Origin of the sequence: Sphingomonas sp. CROZ-RG-20F-R02-07, from assembly GCF_022662335.1 — a bacterium.
Taxonomy (GTDB): domain Bacteria; phylum Pseudomonadota; class Alphaproteobacteria; order Sphingomonadales; family Sphingomonadaceae; genus Sphingomonas.
The window spans coordinates 45,368-58,041 of record NZ_JAKNQJ010000001.1; the positions used below are offsets into that span (position 1 = coordinate 45,368).

Below are 12,674 nucleotides of genomic sequence, written 5' to 3' on the forward strand. Positions count from 1 at the left end.
CCCTTCTTTTCCGAGCGATACGCCTCAGTAGGAACGCGGCGCCGCTGCCGGTCGCGGCGGTGGCGGGTTGCCGCGATTGTCACGCTCCTGTCCGGGCAGCACGATCGTCGGCCCCAGCGTTTCGACGACGCGGTGCGCATCGAAGGCACGGATGTTGCCGGTGGGAATGGGCCCGCGGCGCATCACGATCTCCGCGGTCGCCTCGAACTTGTCGACGGTTTGGATGTCGAAATCGTCGCCGAAGCCACCAAAGCCGCCGAACCCGCCATAGCCGAAGCCACCGCCAAAGCGGCGCCAGCCATAGCCGCGACCATAGAAGTTCCACGACGGGCCCCAATAGCCGCCGAACCCGCCATAGCCCCAGCCCGGACCACCGATGCCCGGCGTGCTGTAGGTCCGCGAACGCAGCTTGGTGTCGCGGTCTGCCATCAGGAAATAGTCATAGCCCTGCTGGAGCGTCAGCTCGGCCGACCGGAAGAACAGATAACGCTCCACCGTGTCGCGCGAGGTGACGCTGTTGCCCGCGAAGCTGACGAGGAAGCGGCCCGGCTCGATCATGCGATCGCTGTAGCCGGTGCGATCGAACCCGCGGCCGGTGGCGGGGCGGTAGGTGGTTTCGGTCGCGCAGCCCGCGACCAGAAGGACGCTCGACGCGAGCGCGGCAAGCACGAGCTTGCGACCGAAAGGGTTTGGCATGTGTATCGTCTCCGTTCGCGATCCATACGGCGAAACGCCCCGTATTAACCGCTGCTGATGGAACGTGCGATGAACAGGTTCGATCCAGCGATGAAACGTTGTTCATGTTCCGATCAGATGGAGCGCCAGCGAACGGCGATGCGGGCGGCGGCGATGTTCGAACAGATAGATGCCCTGCCACGTTCCGAGCGCCGGACGCCCCGCGATGATCGGGATCGCCAGATGCGTCTGCGTCAATGCGGTGCGCAGATGCGCCGGCATGTCGTCCGGCCCTTCGTCGTCATGCGCATAGGCGGGGCTCTCGGGCGCGAGCCGCGCGAAATAGGATTCCATGTCGCTGAGTACCTCGGGCGACGCATTTTCCTGGATCAGCAGCGACGCAGAGGTGTGGCGGCAGAAGACGGTGAGCAGCCCTTCGTCCACCCGCTCGCCCGCGACCCAATCCAGGATCGGCCGCGAAACGTCGAGCATCCCGGGACGGCGGGTTTCGACGGTGAGAATGGTGGTGGCCTGACGCATCGGCGTTGAACGCGTTGGCGGTGAAGATGCTCCGGGCATCGCCGCCCGTCCGCCGTGACGCCCGCTTGACATGCTCTTGTCAGACGTAGCGCTAACAGCCGAGGCTAATCATAGCCATTGGAGAGGGCAGGATGGAGCGGCCGACGGTGGCGCCAAAATAATTGGGTGCGCGAAGATAGCCGGTCATGTCGCGATAGCCGAGCACGATGTCCGCCGATCGTCCCGCGCGGTCCGGCACCTCCACCGCTTGCAGGATCGCGCCCCAGCTCAGGACGCGCACCCGCATGCCGTGCGCGTTCGTCAGCGTGACCGCCTCGACCGGCTGGCCGTCGCGGGTGGTGCCGAACGCGACACGGTCGGCCTTGGCTGCAAGCGCGCTGCCGGGCAGCGCAACGCCGAGCAGCGCGCTCGCGGCGATCAATCGGTGAGCCAAGCCATCCTCCATCGTGTTCGCGTCATCGTGCGCGCAACATCCTGCATCCGTCTATGGCCGGACAAGTGGTTGCGCAACCATTGCACGCAGGCGGACGGACGCTCAGGGCGAAACGCGGTCGTTGAGCCCGCGGCGCGAACATCAGGAAAACCCCGCCGACGATAACGCTTACATCTCGACGGGCGCCGGCCTCGTCCATAGACACGCGGCATAAACAGACATGGAGAGGTATGACATGCGCCGCCAACCCCGTTTCGCCGCGGCCGTCCTGACTTTGACGATCGCTGCGCTGAGCCCGGTTCCGGCGGTCGCGCAGGCCACCGAGGACGCCACCGCGACGATCCACGCCGATCGACCCGGCCCGGTGATGAACCGGCAGGTGTTCGGCCAGTTCGCCGAACATCTCGGCCACGGCATCTATGGCGGCATCTGGGTCGGCGAGAAATCCGCCATCCCCAACGACCATGGCTATCGCCGCGACGTGCTCGACGCGCTGCGCGCCATCAAGGTGCCCGTGGTGCGCTGGCCCGGCGGCTGCTTCGCCGACGATTACCATTGGCGCGACGGCGTCGGCCCGCGCGCGAAGCGGCCGGTGAAGATCAACACCAACTGGGGCGGGGTGGACGAGGACAACGCGTTCGGCACCAACGAATATATGGGGCTGGCCGAGCGGCTCGGTGCGGAGGCCTATATTTCCGCCAATGTCGGCAGCGCACCGCCGAGCGAGACCGAACAATGGTTGGAATATATGACCTCGCCCACCGGATCGACGCTGGCGAAGGAACGCGCGGCGAACGGCCATCCGGCACCGTTTCCGGTTCGGTATATCGGCCTCGGCAACGAACTATGGGGCTGCGGCGGCAACATGCGCGCGGATTATGCCGCCGACCTGACCAACCGCTACGCGCAGTTCGCCAAATCGGGCAGCGGCAAGATGCTGAAGATCGCCAGCGGCCCAAGCGATGCGGATTACGCCTGGACCGAAACGCTGATGCGCCTGTCGGGCAAGTATATCGATGGGCTGTCGCTGCATTACTACACCCGGCCGCGCGACAAGGAATGGGGCGACAAGGGCGCAGCGCTCGGCTTTCCGGAACATGAGTGGGCGACGACCATGGCGCACGCGCTGCAAATGGACGAGTTCGTCACCAAACATTCCGCGATCATGGACAAATATGATCCCGGGAAGAAGACGTGGCTGGTCGTGGACGAATGGGGAACGTGGTACGATCCCGCGCCGGGCAGCAACCCCGGCTTCCTCGTTCAGCAGAACAGCGTGCGCGACGCGGTGGTCGCCGGGCTCAACCTCAACATCTTCGCGCACCATGCCGATCGGGTGAAGATGGCGGCGGTCGCGCAGATGGTGAACGTGCTGCAGGCGATGCTGCTCACGGACGGCGCACGGATGGTGAAGACCCCCACCTATTGGGTGTTCGATCTCTACAAGCCGTGGATGGATGCGACCACCTTGCCGGTCGACCTTCGATCGCCCTGGTATCACGATCAGGAGGTGGCGGTGCCGGCGGTCAGCGTGTCGGCGGTGCGCGACGCGGCGGGGCAGGTGCACGTCGCGCTCGTCAACCTCGATCCGCACCGTGCGATCGCGACGTCGCTCTCGCTCGCCGGGGTTCAGGCGACGGCCGTGACGGGGCGGATGGTGACCGGCCCCGCGATGGATTCGCACAACAGCTTCGACCAGCCCGATGCGGTGCGGCCGGTGGCGTTCACCGGTGCGCAGGCGAACGGGAGCACCCTGACCGCGACGCTGCCGCCTATGTCGGTAGTGGTGCTGGATCTGCGTTGAGGCGAGTCGCCGATCGGGCCGGGGGGCGCGGCCCCGCCGCGTCACAGCGGGATGGCGGCGGCCTGGGTGGTGGTGAACGGGGCCGACTGACCGGGAACGCCGGTGTCCGGTTGCCCCGATCCGACCGTCACGCGGTATCGCCCCACCATGACGTGCCGGATGCCGTCCGCCCCCACTGCGCTCAGATCGCGCGGCGACAGGTCGAAGGTGAGGGTGCGGTGCTCACCCGCCTTCAACGCCACGCGCTGATAGCCACGCAGCGCGACGCGCGGCGCGCCGGGTTCGTCGGGGAAGTTGAGGTAGAGCTGCGCCACCTCGTCGCCCGCGCGGGTGCCCGTGTTGCTCACCTCCGTCACGACGCGCATGCCGCCCTGCGCCCCGGATGCCGACGGCGTGACGGTCAGCGGCGCATAGGCGAAGCTGGTGTAGCTCAGCCCGTAACCGAACGGATAGACCGGCGTGCCGGTGAAATAGCGATAGGTGCGCCCCGTCATCGCATAGTCGCTGAACGGCGGCAGATCGGCGACGCTGCGGTAGAAGGTCAGCGGCAGGCGCCCGCCCGGGTCGGCACGGCCGGTCAGCACGTCGGCCACCGCCGCGCCGCCCGACTGGCCGGGATACCACGCCTCGACGATGGCCGCGGCATTGTCCTTGGCCCAGGACAGGTTGATCGGGCTGCCGTTCATGGCGACGACGATCAGCGGCTTGCCCGTCGCCTTGGCGCGCTCGAGCATCCGGACCTGATCGGGGGCGAGGTCGAGCGAGGTCTTGTCGCCGCCCTTGAAGCCGGGCACGTCGACGCCCGTCTCTTCCGCCTCCAGATCCGAGGTGAGGCCCACCACCGCGACGATCACGTCGGCGCGGCGGGCGGCATCGTCCAGATCCGCGTCGGGCTGCGCCGAGATCCGCTTCCACACCAGATCGGTGTTGCCGAAGCCGCGCGCGGTCGACACGATCCGCACGGCGTAGCGATGGCCCTTCGTCAGCGTGATCGTCTTCAGCGTCGGCAAGGGGCTGTGGTGATCGGCGCCGACGTCGAGAAACGTCTTGCCGTCCAGTTCCAGCAGGCCGCTTCCGCCAAGACCCAGGCGATAGCTGCCGGTTTCCGGGGGCACGATGAAGCCCGTCCATTCGGCGCGGTGATAGTCGTTGACGGCGGGCAGATCGAAGGCGCGGTTGGCCACATCGGCTTCGCGCCGCGTCACGACCGCGTTCGTCTCGTAGCGGAGCGCCGCCAGCTGCGCGCCGTCCGTCCCGGGGGCGAACGGCAGCACCGGCGGCGTGACCGGGTTGTAATAGCGGGCGAGCAGCCCCGGCTTGCCGTCGGGCGCCCGGAGCGCGCTCGTCGGGATCCGGTCGCCATCGGTGATCGACTCGCCGAAGGGCACCAGCGTCACCTGGCCCCCACCGACCGCGCGGCGCAGGCCGTCGACGACCGACACCGGCGGCGCGGACAGCGCCGAGGAATAGTTGCCGCGCAGCACGCGCGTGGCGTCTCCGAGCGGCCCCACGACCGCGATGCGCACGCCGGGGCGCAGCGGCAGCACGCCGTCGTTCTTGAGCAGCACCAGGCTCTTGCGCGCGGCTTCCAGCGCCAAGGCGCCGTGATCGGGGGCGCCGATCATGCGGACCGGCACGATTCCGGGCGCACTTGCGACGCCCGGCAGGTCGCCGTTGCGCAGGCGCGCGGAGAACAGCCGGGTGAGCGTCCGGTCGATATCCGCCTGCGAGATCAGGCCGCGCGCGAACGCTTCGCCGAACCGGTCGGGCAGGCCGCCGACATCGCCGATCGTCTGCGTGTTGCACTCGTTGTCGACGCCGGCCTTCATCGCCGCGGCGACCGCGGTGGCCTGATCGGGTGCATATTTGTGGTTGTCGGCGATATCCTTCACCGCGTCGCAGTCGGACACGACATAGCCGCGAAAGCCCCACGCCCCGCGCAGATGGTCCTTCAGCAGCAGATCGCTGGCGCAGGCGGGCTGGCCGTCGATGCGGTTATAGGCGCACATGATCGACCCGGCATGCCCCTCCACGATCGCGGCGCGAAAGGCGGGCAGATAGGTGTCCTCCAGATCGTGCGGCGAGACATAGACGTTGGCCATGTGGCGCGTCGATTCGGGGCCGCTGTGAACGGCGAAATGCTTGGGGGTCGAGATCACGTCGGGCAGGTCGGGATCGGGGCCCTGCATGCCCGTGACGAACGCCACGCCCATGCGGGCGGCGAGATAGGGGTCCTCGCCATAAGTTTCCTGCCCGCGCCCCCAGCGCGGATCGCGGAAGATGTTGATGTTGGGCGACCAGGTGTCGAGCCCGGTGCCGATCCGCCCGAGATGCCCGGTCTGCCGGCCCAGCGTGTGCAGCGCGCGCACCTCCATGCTGATCGCGCCCGCCACGTCATGGACGAGCGGCGCATCGAAGCTGGCGGCGAGGCCGATCGGCTCGGGAAAATTGGTGGTCGGCAACGGACCGAGCGCGCCGTGCAGCGATTCCGTCCACCAGTTATAGGCGGGAATCCCCAGCCGCGGAATCGCCGGCGCGACGTTCAGCAACTGGGGCAGCTTTTCGGCCAGCGTCATGCGCGCCACGATCGCGGCCGCGCCTTCGTCGGCGCGCGCGCGTACCGTGTCGGACGAGGCTTGCACCTGTGCGGACGCGGGCGTCCATGCGAACAGGATACCCGCAAGCAGCGCGGCACGGCGCATGGCCAGGTGCTTGGGCACGATCGATCCCCTCCATTGTTGTCGGAGCGATCTAGCGCGGCCCGGGCAGCATTGGCTACGCCGTTTTCTAAGCCTGTATCCAGTAGATAGCGGCTGCAACGGCGCCGTTTCGCCCGGTTGCGCGATTGACATCGACGCGTTTTGCCGGACAAGCCACGGACCCATGGCAGGGTGAGGAAATGGAATGACGCGATCGATCCGGTCAGGCCTGGGCCGTCGCCTGCTCCTGCTCGTCACCGCCGCGCTGGTGCCGGCCTGCGCCTGCGCTGCCGACCCGCTGGCGCCCACCGGCCGATGGAGCGCGAACATGCGCGGTCAGGCGCCGGTGCCGCCGATGGGATGGAGTTCCTGGAACGCATTTGCCACCGATGTGACGGAAGAGAAGATCCTCGCCTCGGCCGAGGTCATCGCGCGTTCGGGGCTGGCCGCGAAGGGCTATCGCTACATCAACATCGACGATGGCTGGTGGCTGAAGCGCCGTCAGCCGGACGGCCGGGTCCTGATCCGCACGGCCAATTTCCCCTCCGCAAATGTGCCGGGGCAGGATCCGAGCTTTCGCCCCTTGACCGATCGCCTGCACGCGATGGGGCTCAAGGCGGGGATCTACAGCGATATCGGGCGCAATTCGTGCGGGCAGGTGTTCAGCTCCACCATGCCCAACCAGCCCGAGGGCAGCGTGGCGGAACGCGAGATCGGCCTGTACGGCCATGTCGATCAGGATCTCCGGCTGTATTTCGCCGATTGGGGGTTCGACTTCATCAAGGTCGATGGCTGCGGCATCCGCGCCCTGACGGCGAGCAATCCCGATGTTCGATCCGGCAAATACCGGCTCTTCACACCGCTCGACGACGCGGACTCGCTCGCCCGCACGAACGTCCCGGCGGTGCGCGCGCTCTATGCCGACGTCGCAAGGACGCTGGCGCGCTACAGGCCCGACAACGACTATCTGTTCTCGATCTGCCTGTGGGGATCGGCCGACGTGCGCGCCTGGGGCAAGGATCTCGGCGGTCTGTCGCGCACCAGCGAGGATCTGTCGCCGCAATGGGGGCGGATGCTCCACAATTTCGATTCGGTGACGCACCGTGCGCTCTACGCGCATCCCGGTTCGTGGAACGATGCCGACATGCTGTATGTCGGCAGCGGCGATTTCGACGACCGGCACCCGACCGAGGCGCGCACTCATTTCGCGCTATGGGCGATGGAAAATTCGCCGCTGTTCATCGGCTACGATCTGCGCCGCGCGTCGCCGGCGCTGCTGGATCTGCTGGGCAATGCGCGCATCATTGCGGTGAACCAGGATCGGGCGGGCAACCAGGCCACGCTGGCGTTCGACTCGGACGAGGTGCAGATCCTCGTCAAGACGCTGGCCGACGGGCAAAAGGCGGTCGCGCTGTTCAACCGCGGCAGCGGTGCCGCCGACGTGACGCTGACCGCGAGCCACCTGGCCATGGTCGATACCGCCGATGTCGAGCTGACCGATCTATGGTCGGGCGCGCGGTCCCGCTTCGTGGGGGAGCATGGATTTCATCTGGCGCCGCGGCAGACCTTGATCTTCACCGCACGCGGCACGCGCCTGCTCGCCAACGGGCTGTTCCTGTCCGAACAGCCGGGCAGCGTGAACCCCGCGGTGGACGGCGTCGAGGTGCCGACGCCCGATCCGCTCATCCACCGTGCGCCGCTCGCCTGGCGCGGCACGCACGGATCGGGCGATTTCCCACGTTATGGCGGCTGGGGCGGTGCGCAAGTCGATCGCACGCCCTACGATCAACCGATCCGGATCGCCGACCAGGCGGTGGACCATAGCATCGGCGTGCTGGCGAATTCCCGGCTCGAAGTGCGCAACGCCGGGTTCACGCGGTTCAGCGCGCGCGTGGGCGTCGACGATGCGACGACGGAGCGGCAGCGGGGAGTCACGTTCCTTGTGTTCGGCGACGGCCGGCTGCTCGCCCGCTCGCGTCTGGCGCGCGGCGGCGATCCGGCCCAGGTGCTGACGGCGAACGTCGCGGGGGTGCGGATCATCGAACTCGTCGCGCAAAGCCCCGGCGCCGGTGGCTCACGCATCTCGGCCGATTGGGGAGAGGCGGCGCTGACCCGGTGACGGTAGCAAAGCCGTTCTCCGGGCCGCGCGATGCCGCAGCAGAGGTCCGTCTCCACTTAGACAAACCCGCCGCGGGGATGGTCGAGGAAGCGCTACCGCCGCCGACCGGGCTCGCGTCCTATTTCACACCGGCGATGCCCGGCGCCGTCGCACCGGACGAGGATGGCTTCCTGCGCCGCTGGATGCTGCTGGAACCGGTCGTCAAGCCCAACCGCACCAATGCCGGCTTCACCCCCAGCTATGCGCGCGACGCGCTCGCACTCAGCCATTATCCCGGCCGGCCGGGCGATTTGCCGCGTGATGGCGATGTGGCGCCGGGGGGGGCATGCGCTGGCATGCGCTCGATTCCACGCTGTTCGACGTCAAGCTGTTCAACCTGGCACAGGGGCTGGGCAAGCCGACCTATGGCGTGATCTTCTGGGCGAGCACCGTGGTGAACAGCCCGCACGAGATGCGCGACGTCCGGCTAGCGGTCCGCTCCAATTCCGCGTCCTTGTGGTGGCTCCACGGCAAGGAGGTCGCCGGCCTGTTCGGCGATCGCCGCATGCGGCAGGGCGATGTCGTGTCGGCGCCGCTGACGCTGCAAGGGGCGCAACGTGCTGCGCCGCGCGGTCATCAACGGTCCGGGCCTCAGCGATTTCTGCGTGCGTTTCCTCGACGCGGACGGCCGGCCGGTCCGCGACCTTGCCATCGCGGTGAAATAGCGTGGCTGCGCCCGACCGGACCGACCGGACCGACCGGACCGACCGCCCGATTGATCCGGAGACGCCATGAAGTACGCAGCTTTCGCCACGACGTGCCTTGGCCTTCTGCTGGCGATGCCGGGCGCCGCCACCGCCCAGTTGGCCGGCGAACCGTTCATTCACGATCCGTCCACCATCGCGCTGTCGGACGGCCGCTATTACACCTTCGGCACGCGCAGCGGCGGCCTGGTGTCGGACGATGGCTGGACATGGAATAGCGGCGGCGTGCGGCCCGGCGGCGGCGTGGCGCCCGATATCGTCAAGATTGGCGATCGCCATTATGTCGCCTATGCGGCGGGCGGCTGGTTCGGCGCGCCCTATTACCGGATCGCGATCGCTGGCACCGCGCGTTCGCTGGCAGTGGCCGGCATCGATGTCGTGGCCGTCCCCGATTTCACCGGCGCGCCCGAGCAATCGTGGCGGATCGATCAACTGACCGATGGCACCTACCGGATCATGCCACGCACGATGACCGGCGCGAAGGTGCCGCTCGCGCTGGTGGCGATCGGTGCCAGCACCCCGGCGCTTGTCCGCTTCGATCCGATGAGCGATGCGGGTCGCTGGAGCTTCCAGCAGCCCTGACGCGGCCGACCGTGCGTCGATCCGCCCAAGCTCAGCCGGACGGACGACGTTTGACAAGCGACGATGGCGCCGGCGCACGCCGGCAGAGGATGAGGAACAGGGTTGATGAGAATGGTGACGACCTCATGGTATCTGACCGGGCTGGCGGCCCTGCTCCAGCCCGTGGCCGCGCCCGCCGCCGATCCGCTCCCGGTGGTCACCACCGTCCCGGCGGCGATCCCGCTCTGGCCGAACGGGGCGCCAGGATCCGAGGGGCGCCGACACGAGGCCGAAATCGGCCGCGATTATTGGGTGCGCAACATCCACGATCCCTCGCTGATCCCGTTCGCGGCGCCCGTCCGGCACAATACGGGGGCGGCGGTGATCGTCGTGCCGGGCGGCGGCCACAAGCTGCTGGTGTGGACCAACGAGGGCACCCGGGTGGCGACCGCGATGAACCGGATGGGGGTCTCCGCCTTCGTGCTGAAATACCGGCTCGCCCGTGAGGAGGGCTCGCGCTACTCGGTCGCGGGCGATGCGGCGGACGATCTGCGGCGCGCGATACGCTGGGTCCGCGCGCATGCGACCGCCTATCACATCGATCCCGCGCGGGTCGGCGTGATGGGCTTTTCGGCCGGCGGCGAGCTGGTGACGCTGGTCGCCGACAATGCCGAGCCGGCCGGGCGCCCGGTGCGCGACGCCATCGATCGGATCGGCGCGCGCCCCGATTTCCAGGTGCTGATCTTTCCGGGACCGGCGGGCCAGCCCGCCGACGCCATCACCCAGGCGCCGCCGGCGTTCATCGCCGCGGGTTCGGTGGACCAATGCTGTGCCGCGCCCTCGGTCGCGCTGTACGAGCAGTTGCGCAAGGCACGGATCTCCGCCGAGCTCCACATGTACGCCGGCGCGGACCATGCCTTCAATCTCGACGAAACCGATCGCATCGCCGTCCTGCACTGGCCCGACCGGCTGGCCGACTGGCTCGCGGACGGCGGCTGGCTCGATGGTTCGAAGAATGGCGCATCCGATCGCGGCGCAGCCGGGTCGGGGCAAGCCCGGGATGGAGCCTCTGGGGCTAAGCGGCCTTAGCCCGGAGCGTTGCGGGTTGTGATCGCCCAGCGCAGGCATGCGATGCGGTGGTGGGCCCGGCAGGACTTGAACCCGCAACCTAGCCGTTATGAGCGGCCAGCTCTAACCAGTTGAGCTACAGGCCCACGCCGCGCGGTCCTATAAGCCCGATGCGCCGCTCGCAACCCCGCCGCTCTGCCGATCGAGCACGGCGCCGTTCACCACGGCCGCGGGGCGGTGGCGCCACAGCAGGAGGTTGACCTCGGCGGCGAGCGCCATCGCCGCGAACGCCACGAACGCGCCGATCACCATGTCGATCAGATAATGCGTGCCCTCCACCGGCGTGGACAGCAGCATGGCCACGTTGATCGCCAGCACCGGCCAGCGCAGCACCGGATAGCGCCACGCGCCGAAGATGTAGAGCATCGCCGCCGTGGTGTGGAAGCTGGGCGCCGACACCAGCCCGCGCAGCGCGCCGATATCGACATAGTGCATCGCGTGGAGCCGAAGCGCGGGGATCAGCTCGGGCTGCCACAGCGCGCTTTCGGGCATATAGGGCACCGAGCCGTGCCAGAGATAGGCGAGCGGGCCGACCGCGGGCATGAAGTGGAACATCGCGAGCGCGATGATCGCCGCCAGCCAGAAAGTCGCGATGAACGCGCGCGCCTCGGCCCGGCGGTTGGTCCAGGCCAGATAGGCGAGGAAGATCGCGGGCGTGACATAGATGCTCTGATAGGCGGCGCGTCCGAGAAGCTGCAGGCTGTGATGCGCGGCGACCGTGCGATACCAGGCGAGCCAGTCGAAATGGAGCATCACGTCCATCCGCTGAAGCCGCGCATCGACGAAGCCATGCGTCGCCGCCGCGCAAGGATAGCTCGCCACCGCGCCGATCAGCGTCACCAGCGTGATGAGCGCATAATATTCGGCGCCGTCGCGCAGCGCGCGCTGCAGCCGCGTGCGGGGATGGCGATAGCCGAGGCGAAGCGCGGCGGCGATCAGGCCGCAAACGTAGAAGGGCGCGTCGTCCGCGGCGAAGGGATCGATCTTCAGCCCCGTGGCCGCCATCATCACCGCCAGCACCGCGAAGCTGACGAGCAGCATCGTCACCAGCCATGTGCCGGGGATCATCCGCACCGGCGGCGTGGCCGGACGCACCACCGAGCCGCGGTCGATCAGCGACGCGGCGATGGAGGACAATGGATGAATCATTCGCGACCTTTGCATCCGGCGACGACGCGTCGCCGGCTCCCCCCGGAGGATGCGCGATAATCTACGACACCTGAACGTAATATAACAGTCTTATGACGATCCCCCCGATCCGCAGGTGCCTGCGCCCGCCGGAGGCGCGACGCAGGCGATCGTTCAGCGGCAGCGGACCTGGCTGTTGTTCTGGTCGATAGCGCGGCCCGCGAGCCCGCCGACCGCCGCGCCGAGCAGCGTACCGACGGTTCGCGAATGGCCGCCGTCGATCACGTTGCCGAGAATGCCGCCACCCGCGGCACCGATGATGAGGCCCGTCGTGCCGTCGCTGCGCTTGCAATAATAGCGGCCGTCGGTGCCGGCATAGACGCGGTCGTCGGTCGAGAGCGTGCGCTCCTGATAGGTGGAGCCCGAACGGTAATAGCGCGCGGGATCATAGCCCTGCTCGACGCGGTCGTCCGGATAGCCGCCATTGTCGTAGCCGGCGGGCGGGGCCTGGCGATAGCCGCCATTGTCGTACCCGCCATTATAGCCGCCGCGCCGCGAGGCCTGGTAGCGTTCGGCTTCCTGGCGATAGATCTGGTATTCCCGGTCGAACCGCGCCTGTGCGGCGTTGAAGCGGGCATCGTCCTGCGGGCTCTGCGCGAGGGCGGGCATGGCGGTGCCGAGCGTCGCGATGGCGAGACCGGCGGCGAGGAGGCGGGTGAACATGGCAAGGTTCCTCTCGGAAAAGGGCGACCCGACGGTTCGGGCGTGCGGGGAATACGTTGCGCAGGCGAGACGGTTCCTGAACGGGATCGTCGGCTGGCGTTCAGTCGGCTGGCGCGAGCGG

Annotated in this window: 11 protein-coding genes and 1 tRNA gene; 5 read left to right on the top strand and 7 right to left on the bottom strand. The window is 68.2% G+C overall.

Features of this window, described 5'->3' with window-relative positions; all coding sequences use genetic code 11:
* Positions 1-24: 24 nt before the first annotated feature.
* From L8H00_RS00150 to L8H00_RS00160, 3 genes are all read right to left on the bottom strand, one after another.
* Entirely contained in the window at positions 25-696 is a 672-nt protein-coding gene (locus L8H00_RS00150; RefSeq protein ID WP_242095199.1) for a hypothetical protein, read from the bottom strand.
* Between the two features lie 102 nt (positions 697-798).
* The gene (locus tag L8H00_RS00155; RefSeq protein ID WP_242095200.1) at positions 799-1,215 is read right to left on the bottom strand and encodes a secondary thiamine-phosphate synthase enzyme YjbQ; all 417 of its coding nucleotides are present in this window, start codon (positions 1,213-1,215) and stop codon (positions 799-801) included.
* A gap of 91 nt (positions 1,216-1,306) precedes the next feature.
* Positions 1,307-1,648, bottom strand: coding sequence for a hypothetical protein (locus L8H00_RS00160; protein ID WP_242095201.1), 342 nt, complete (start codon positions 1,646-1,648; stop codon positions 1,307-1,309).
* A 235-nt stretch (positions 1,649-1,883) separates the two neighbouring features.
* On the opposite strand from L8H00_RS00160, the gene L8H00_RS00165 reads away from it, so the two are divergent.
* The gene (locus L8H00_RS00165; protein ID WP_242095202.1) at positions 1,884-3,452 is read left to right on the top strand and encodes an alpha-L-arabinofuranosidase C-terminal domain-containing protein; all 1,569 of its coding nucleotides are present in this window, start codon (positions 1,884-1,886) and stop codon (positions 3,450-3,452) included.
* A gap of 41 nt (positions 3,453-3,493) precedes the next feature.
* Here the strand turns inward: L8H00_RS00165 and L8H00_RS00170 are convergent, their stop codons facing one another.
* The gene (locus L8H00_RS00170; RefSeq protein WP_242095901.1) at positions 3,494-6,154 is read right to left on the bottom strand and encodes a glycoside hydrolase family 3 C-terminal domain-containing protein; all 2,661 of its coding nucleotides are present in this window, start codon (positions 6,152-6,154) and stop codon (positions 3,494-3,496) included.
* Positions 6,155-6,356: 202 nt separating this feature from the next.
* Between L8H00_RS00170 and L8H00_RS00175 the strand changes: the two genes are divergently transcribed.
* The 4 genes from L8H00_RS00175 to L8H00_RS00190 all read left to right on the top strand — a co-directional run bounded on the left by L8H00_RS00175 (position 6,357) and on the right by L8H00_RS00190 (position 10,663).
* On the top strand, positions 6,357-8,270 hold the full coding sequence (locus L8H00_RS00175; protein ID WP_242095203.1) for an NPCBM/NEW2 domain-containing protein: 1,914 nt from the start codon (positions 6,357-6,359) through the stop codon (positions 8,268-8,270).
* Positions 8,271-8,347: 77 nt separating this feature from the next.
* Positions 8,348-8,683, top strand: coding sequence for a hypothetical protein (locus L8H00_RS00180; RefSeq protein WP_242095204.1), 336 nt, complete (start codon positions 8,348-8,350; stop codon positions 8,681-8,683).
* Between the two features lie 357 nt (positions 8,684-9,040).
* The gene (locus tag L8H00_RS00185; protein WP_242095205.1) at positions 9,041-9,595 is read left to right on the top strand and encodes an RICIN domain-containing protein; all 555 of its coding nucleotides are present in this window, start codon (positions 9,041-9,043) and stop codon (positions 9,593-9,595) included.
* 105 nt (positions 9,596-9,700) lie between these two features.
* Positions 9,701-10,663, top strand: coding sequence for an alpha/beta hydrolase (locus tag L8H00_RS00190; protein ID WP_242095206.1), 963 nt, complete (start codon positions 9,701-9,703; stop codon positions 10,661-10,663).
* A 48-nt stretch (positions 10,664-10,711) separates the two neighbouring features.
* Here L8H00_RS00190 and L8H00_RS00195 read toward each other — a convergent pair.
* The 3 genes from L8H00_RS00195 to L8H00_RS00205 form a co-directional block, all read right to left on the bottom strand.
* Positions 10,712-10,788 (bottom strand) — tRNA-Ile (locus tag L8H00_RS00195).
* A 13-nt stretch (positions 10,789-10,801) separates the two neighbouring features.
* Positions 10,802-11,839 carry a phosphatase PAP2 family protein gene (locus L8H00_RS00200; RefSeq protein WP_242095207.1) on the bottom strand — a complete coding sequence of 346 codons (1,038 nt, stop codon included), beginning with the start codon at positions 11,837-11,839 and terminating at the stop codon, positions 10,802-10,804.
* Between the two features lie 165 nt (positions 11,840-12,004).
* Positions 12,005-12,553: a glycine zipper 2TM domain-containing protein gene (locus L8H00_RS00205; protein WP_242095208.1), complete on the bottom strand. Its 549-nt coding sequence runs from the start codon at positions 12,551-12,553 to the stop codon at positions 12,005-12,007.
* Positions 12,554-12,674 lie beyond the last annotated feature (121 nt).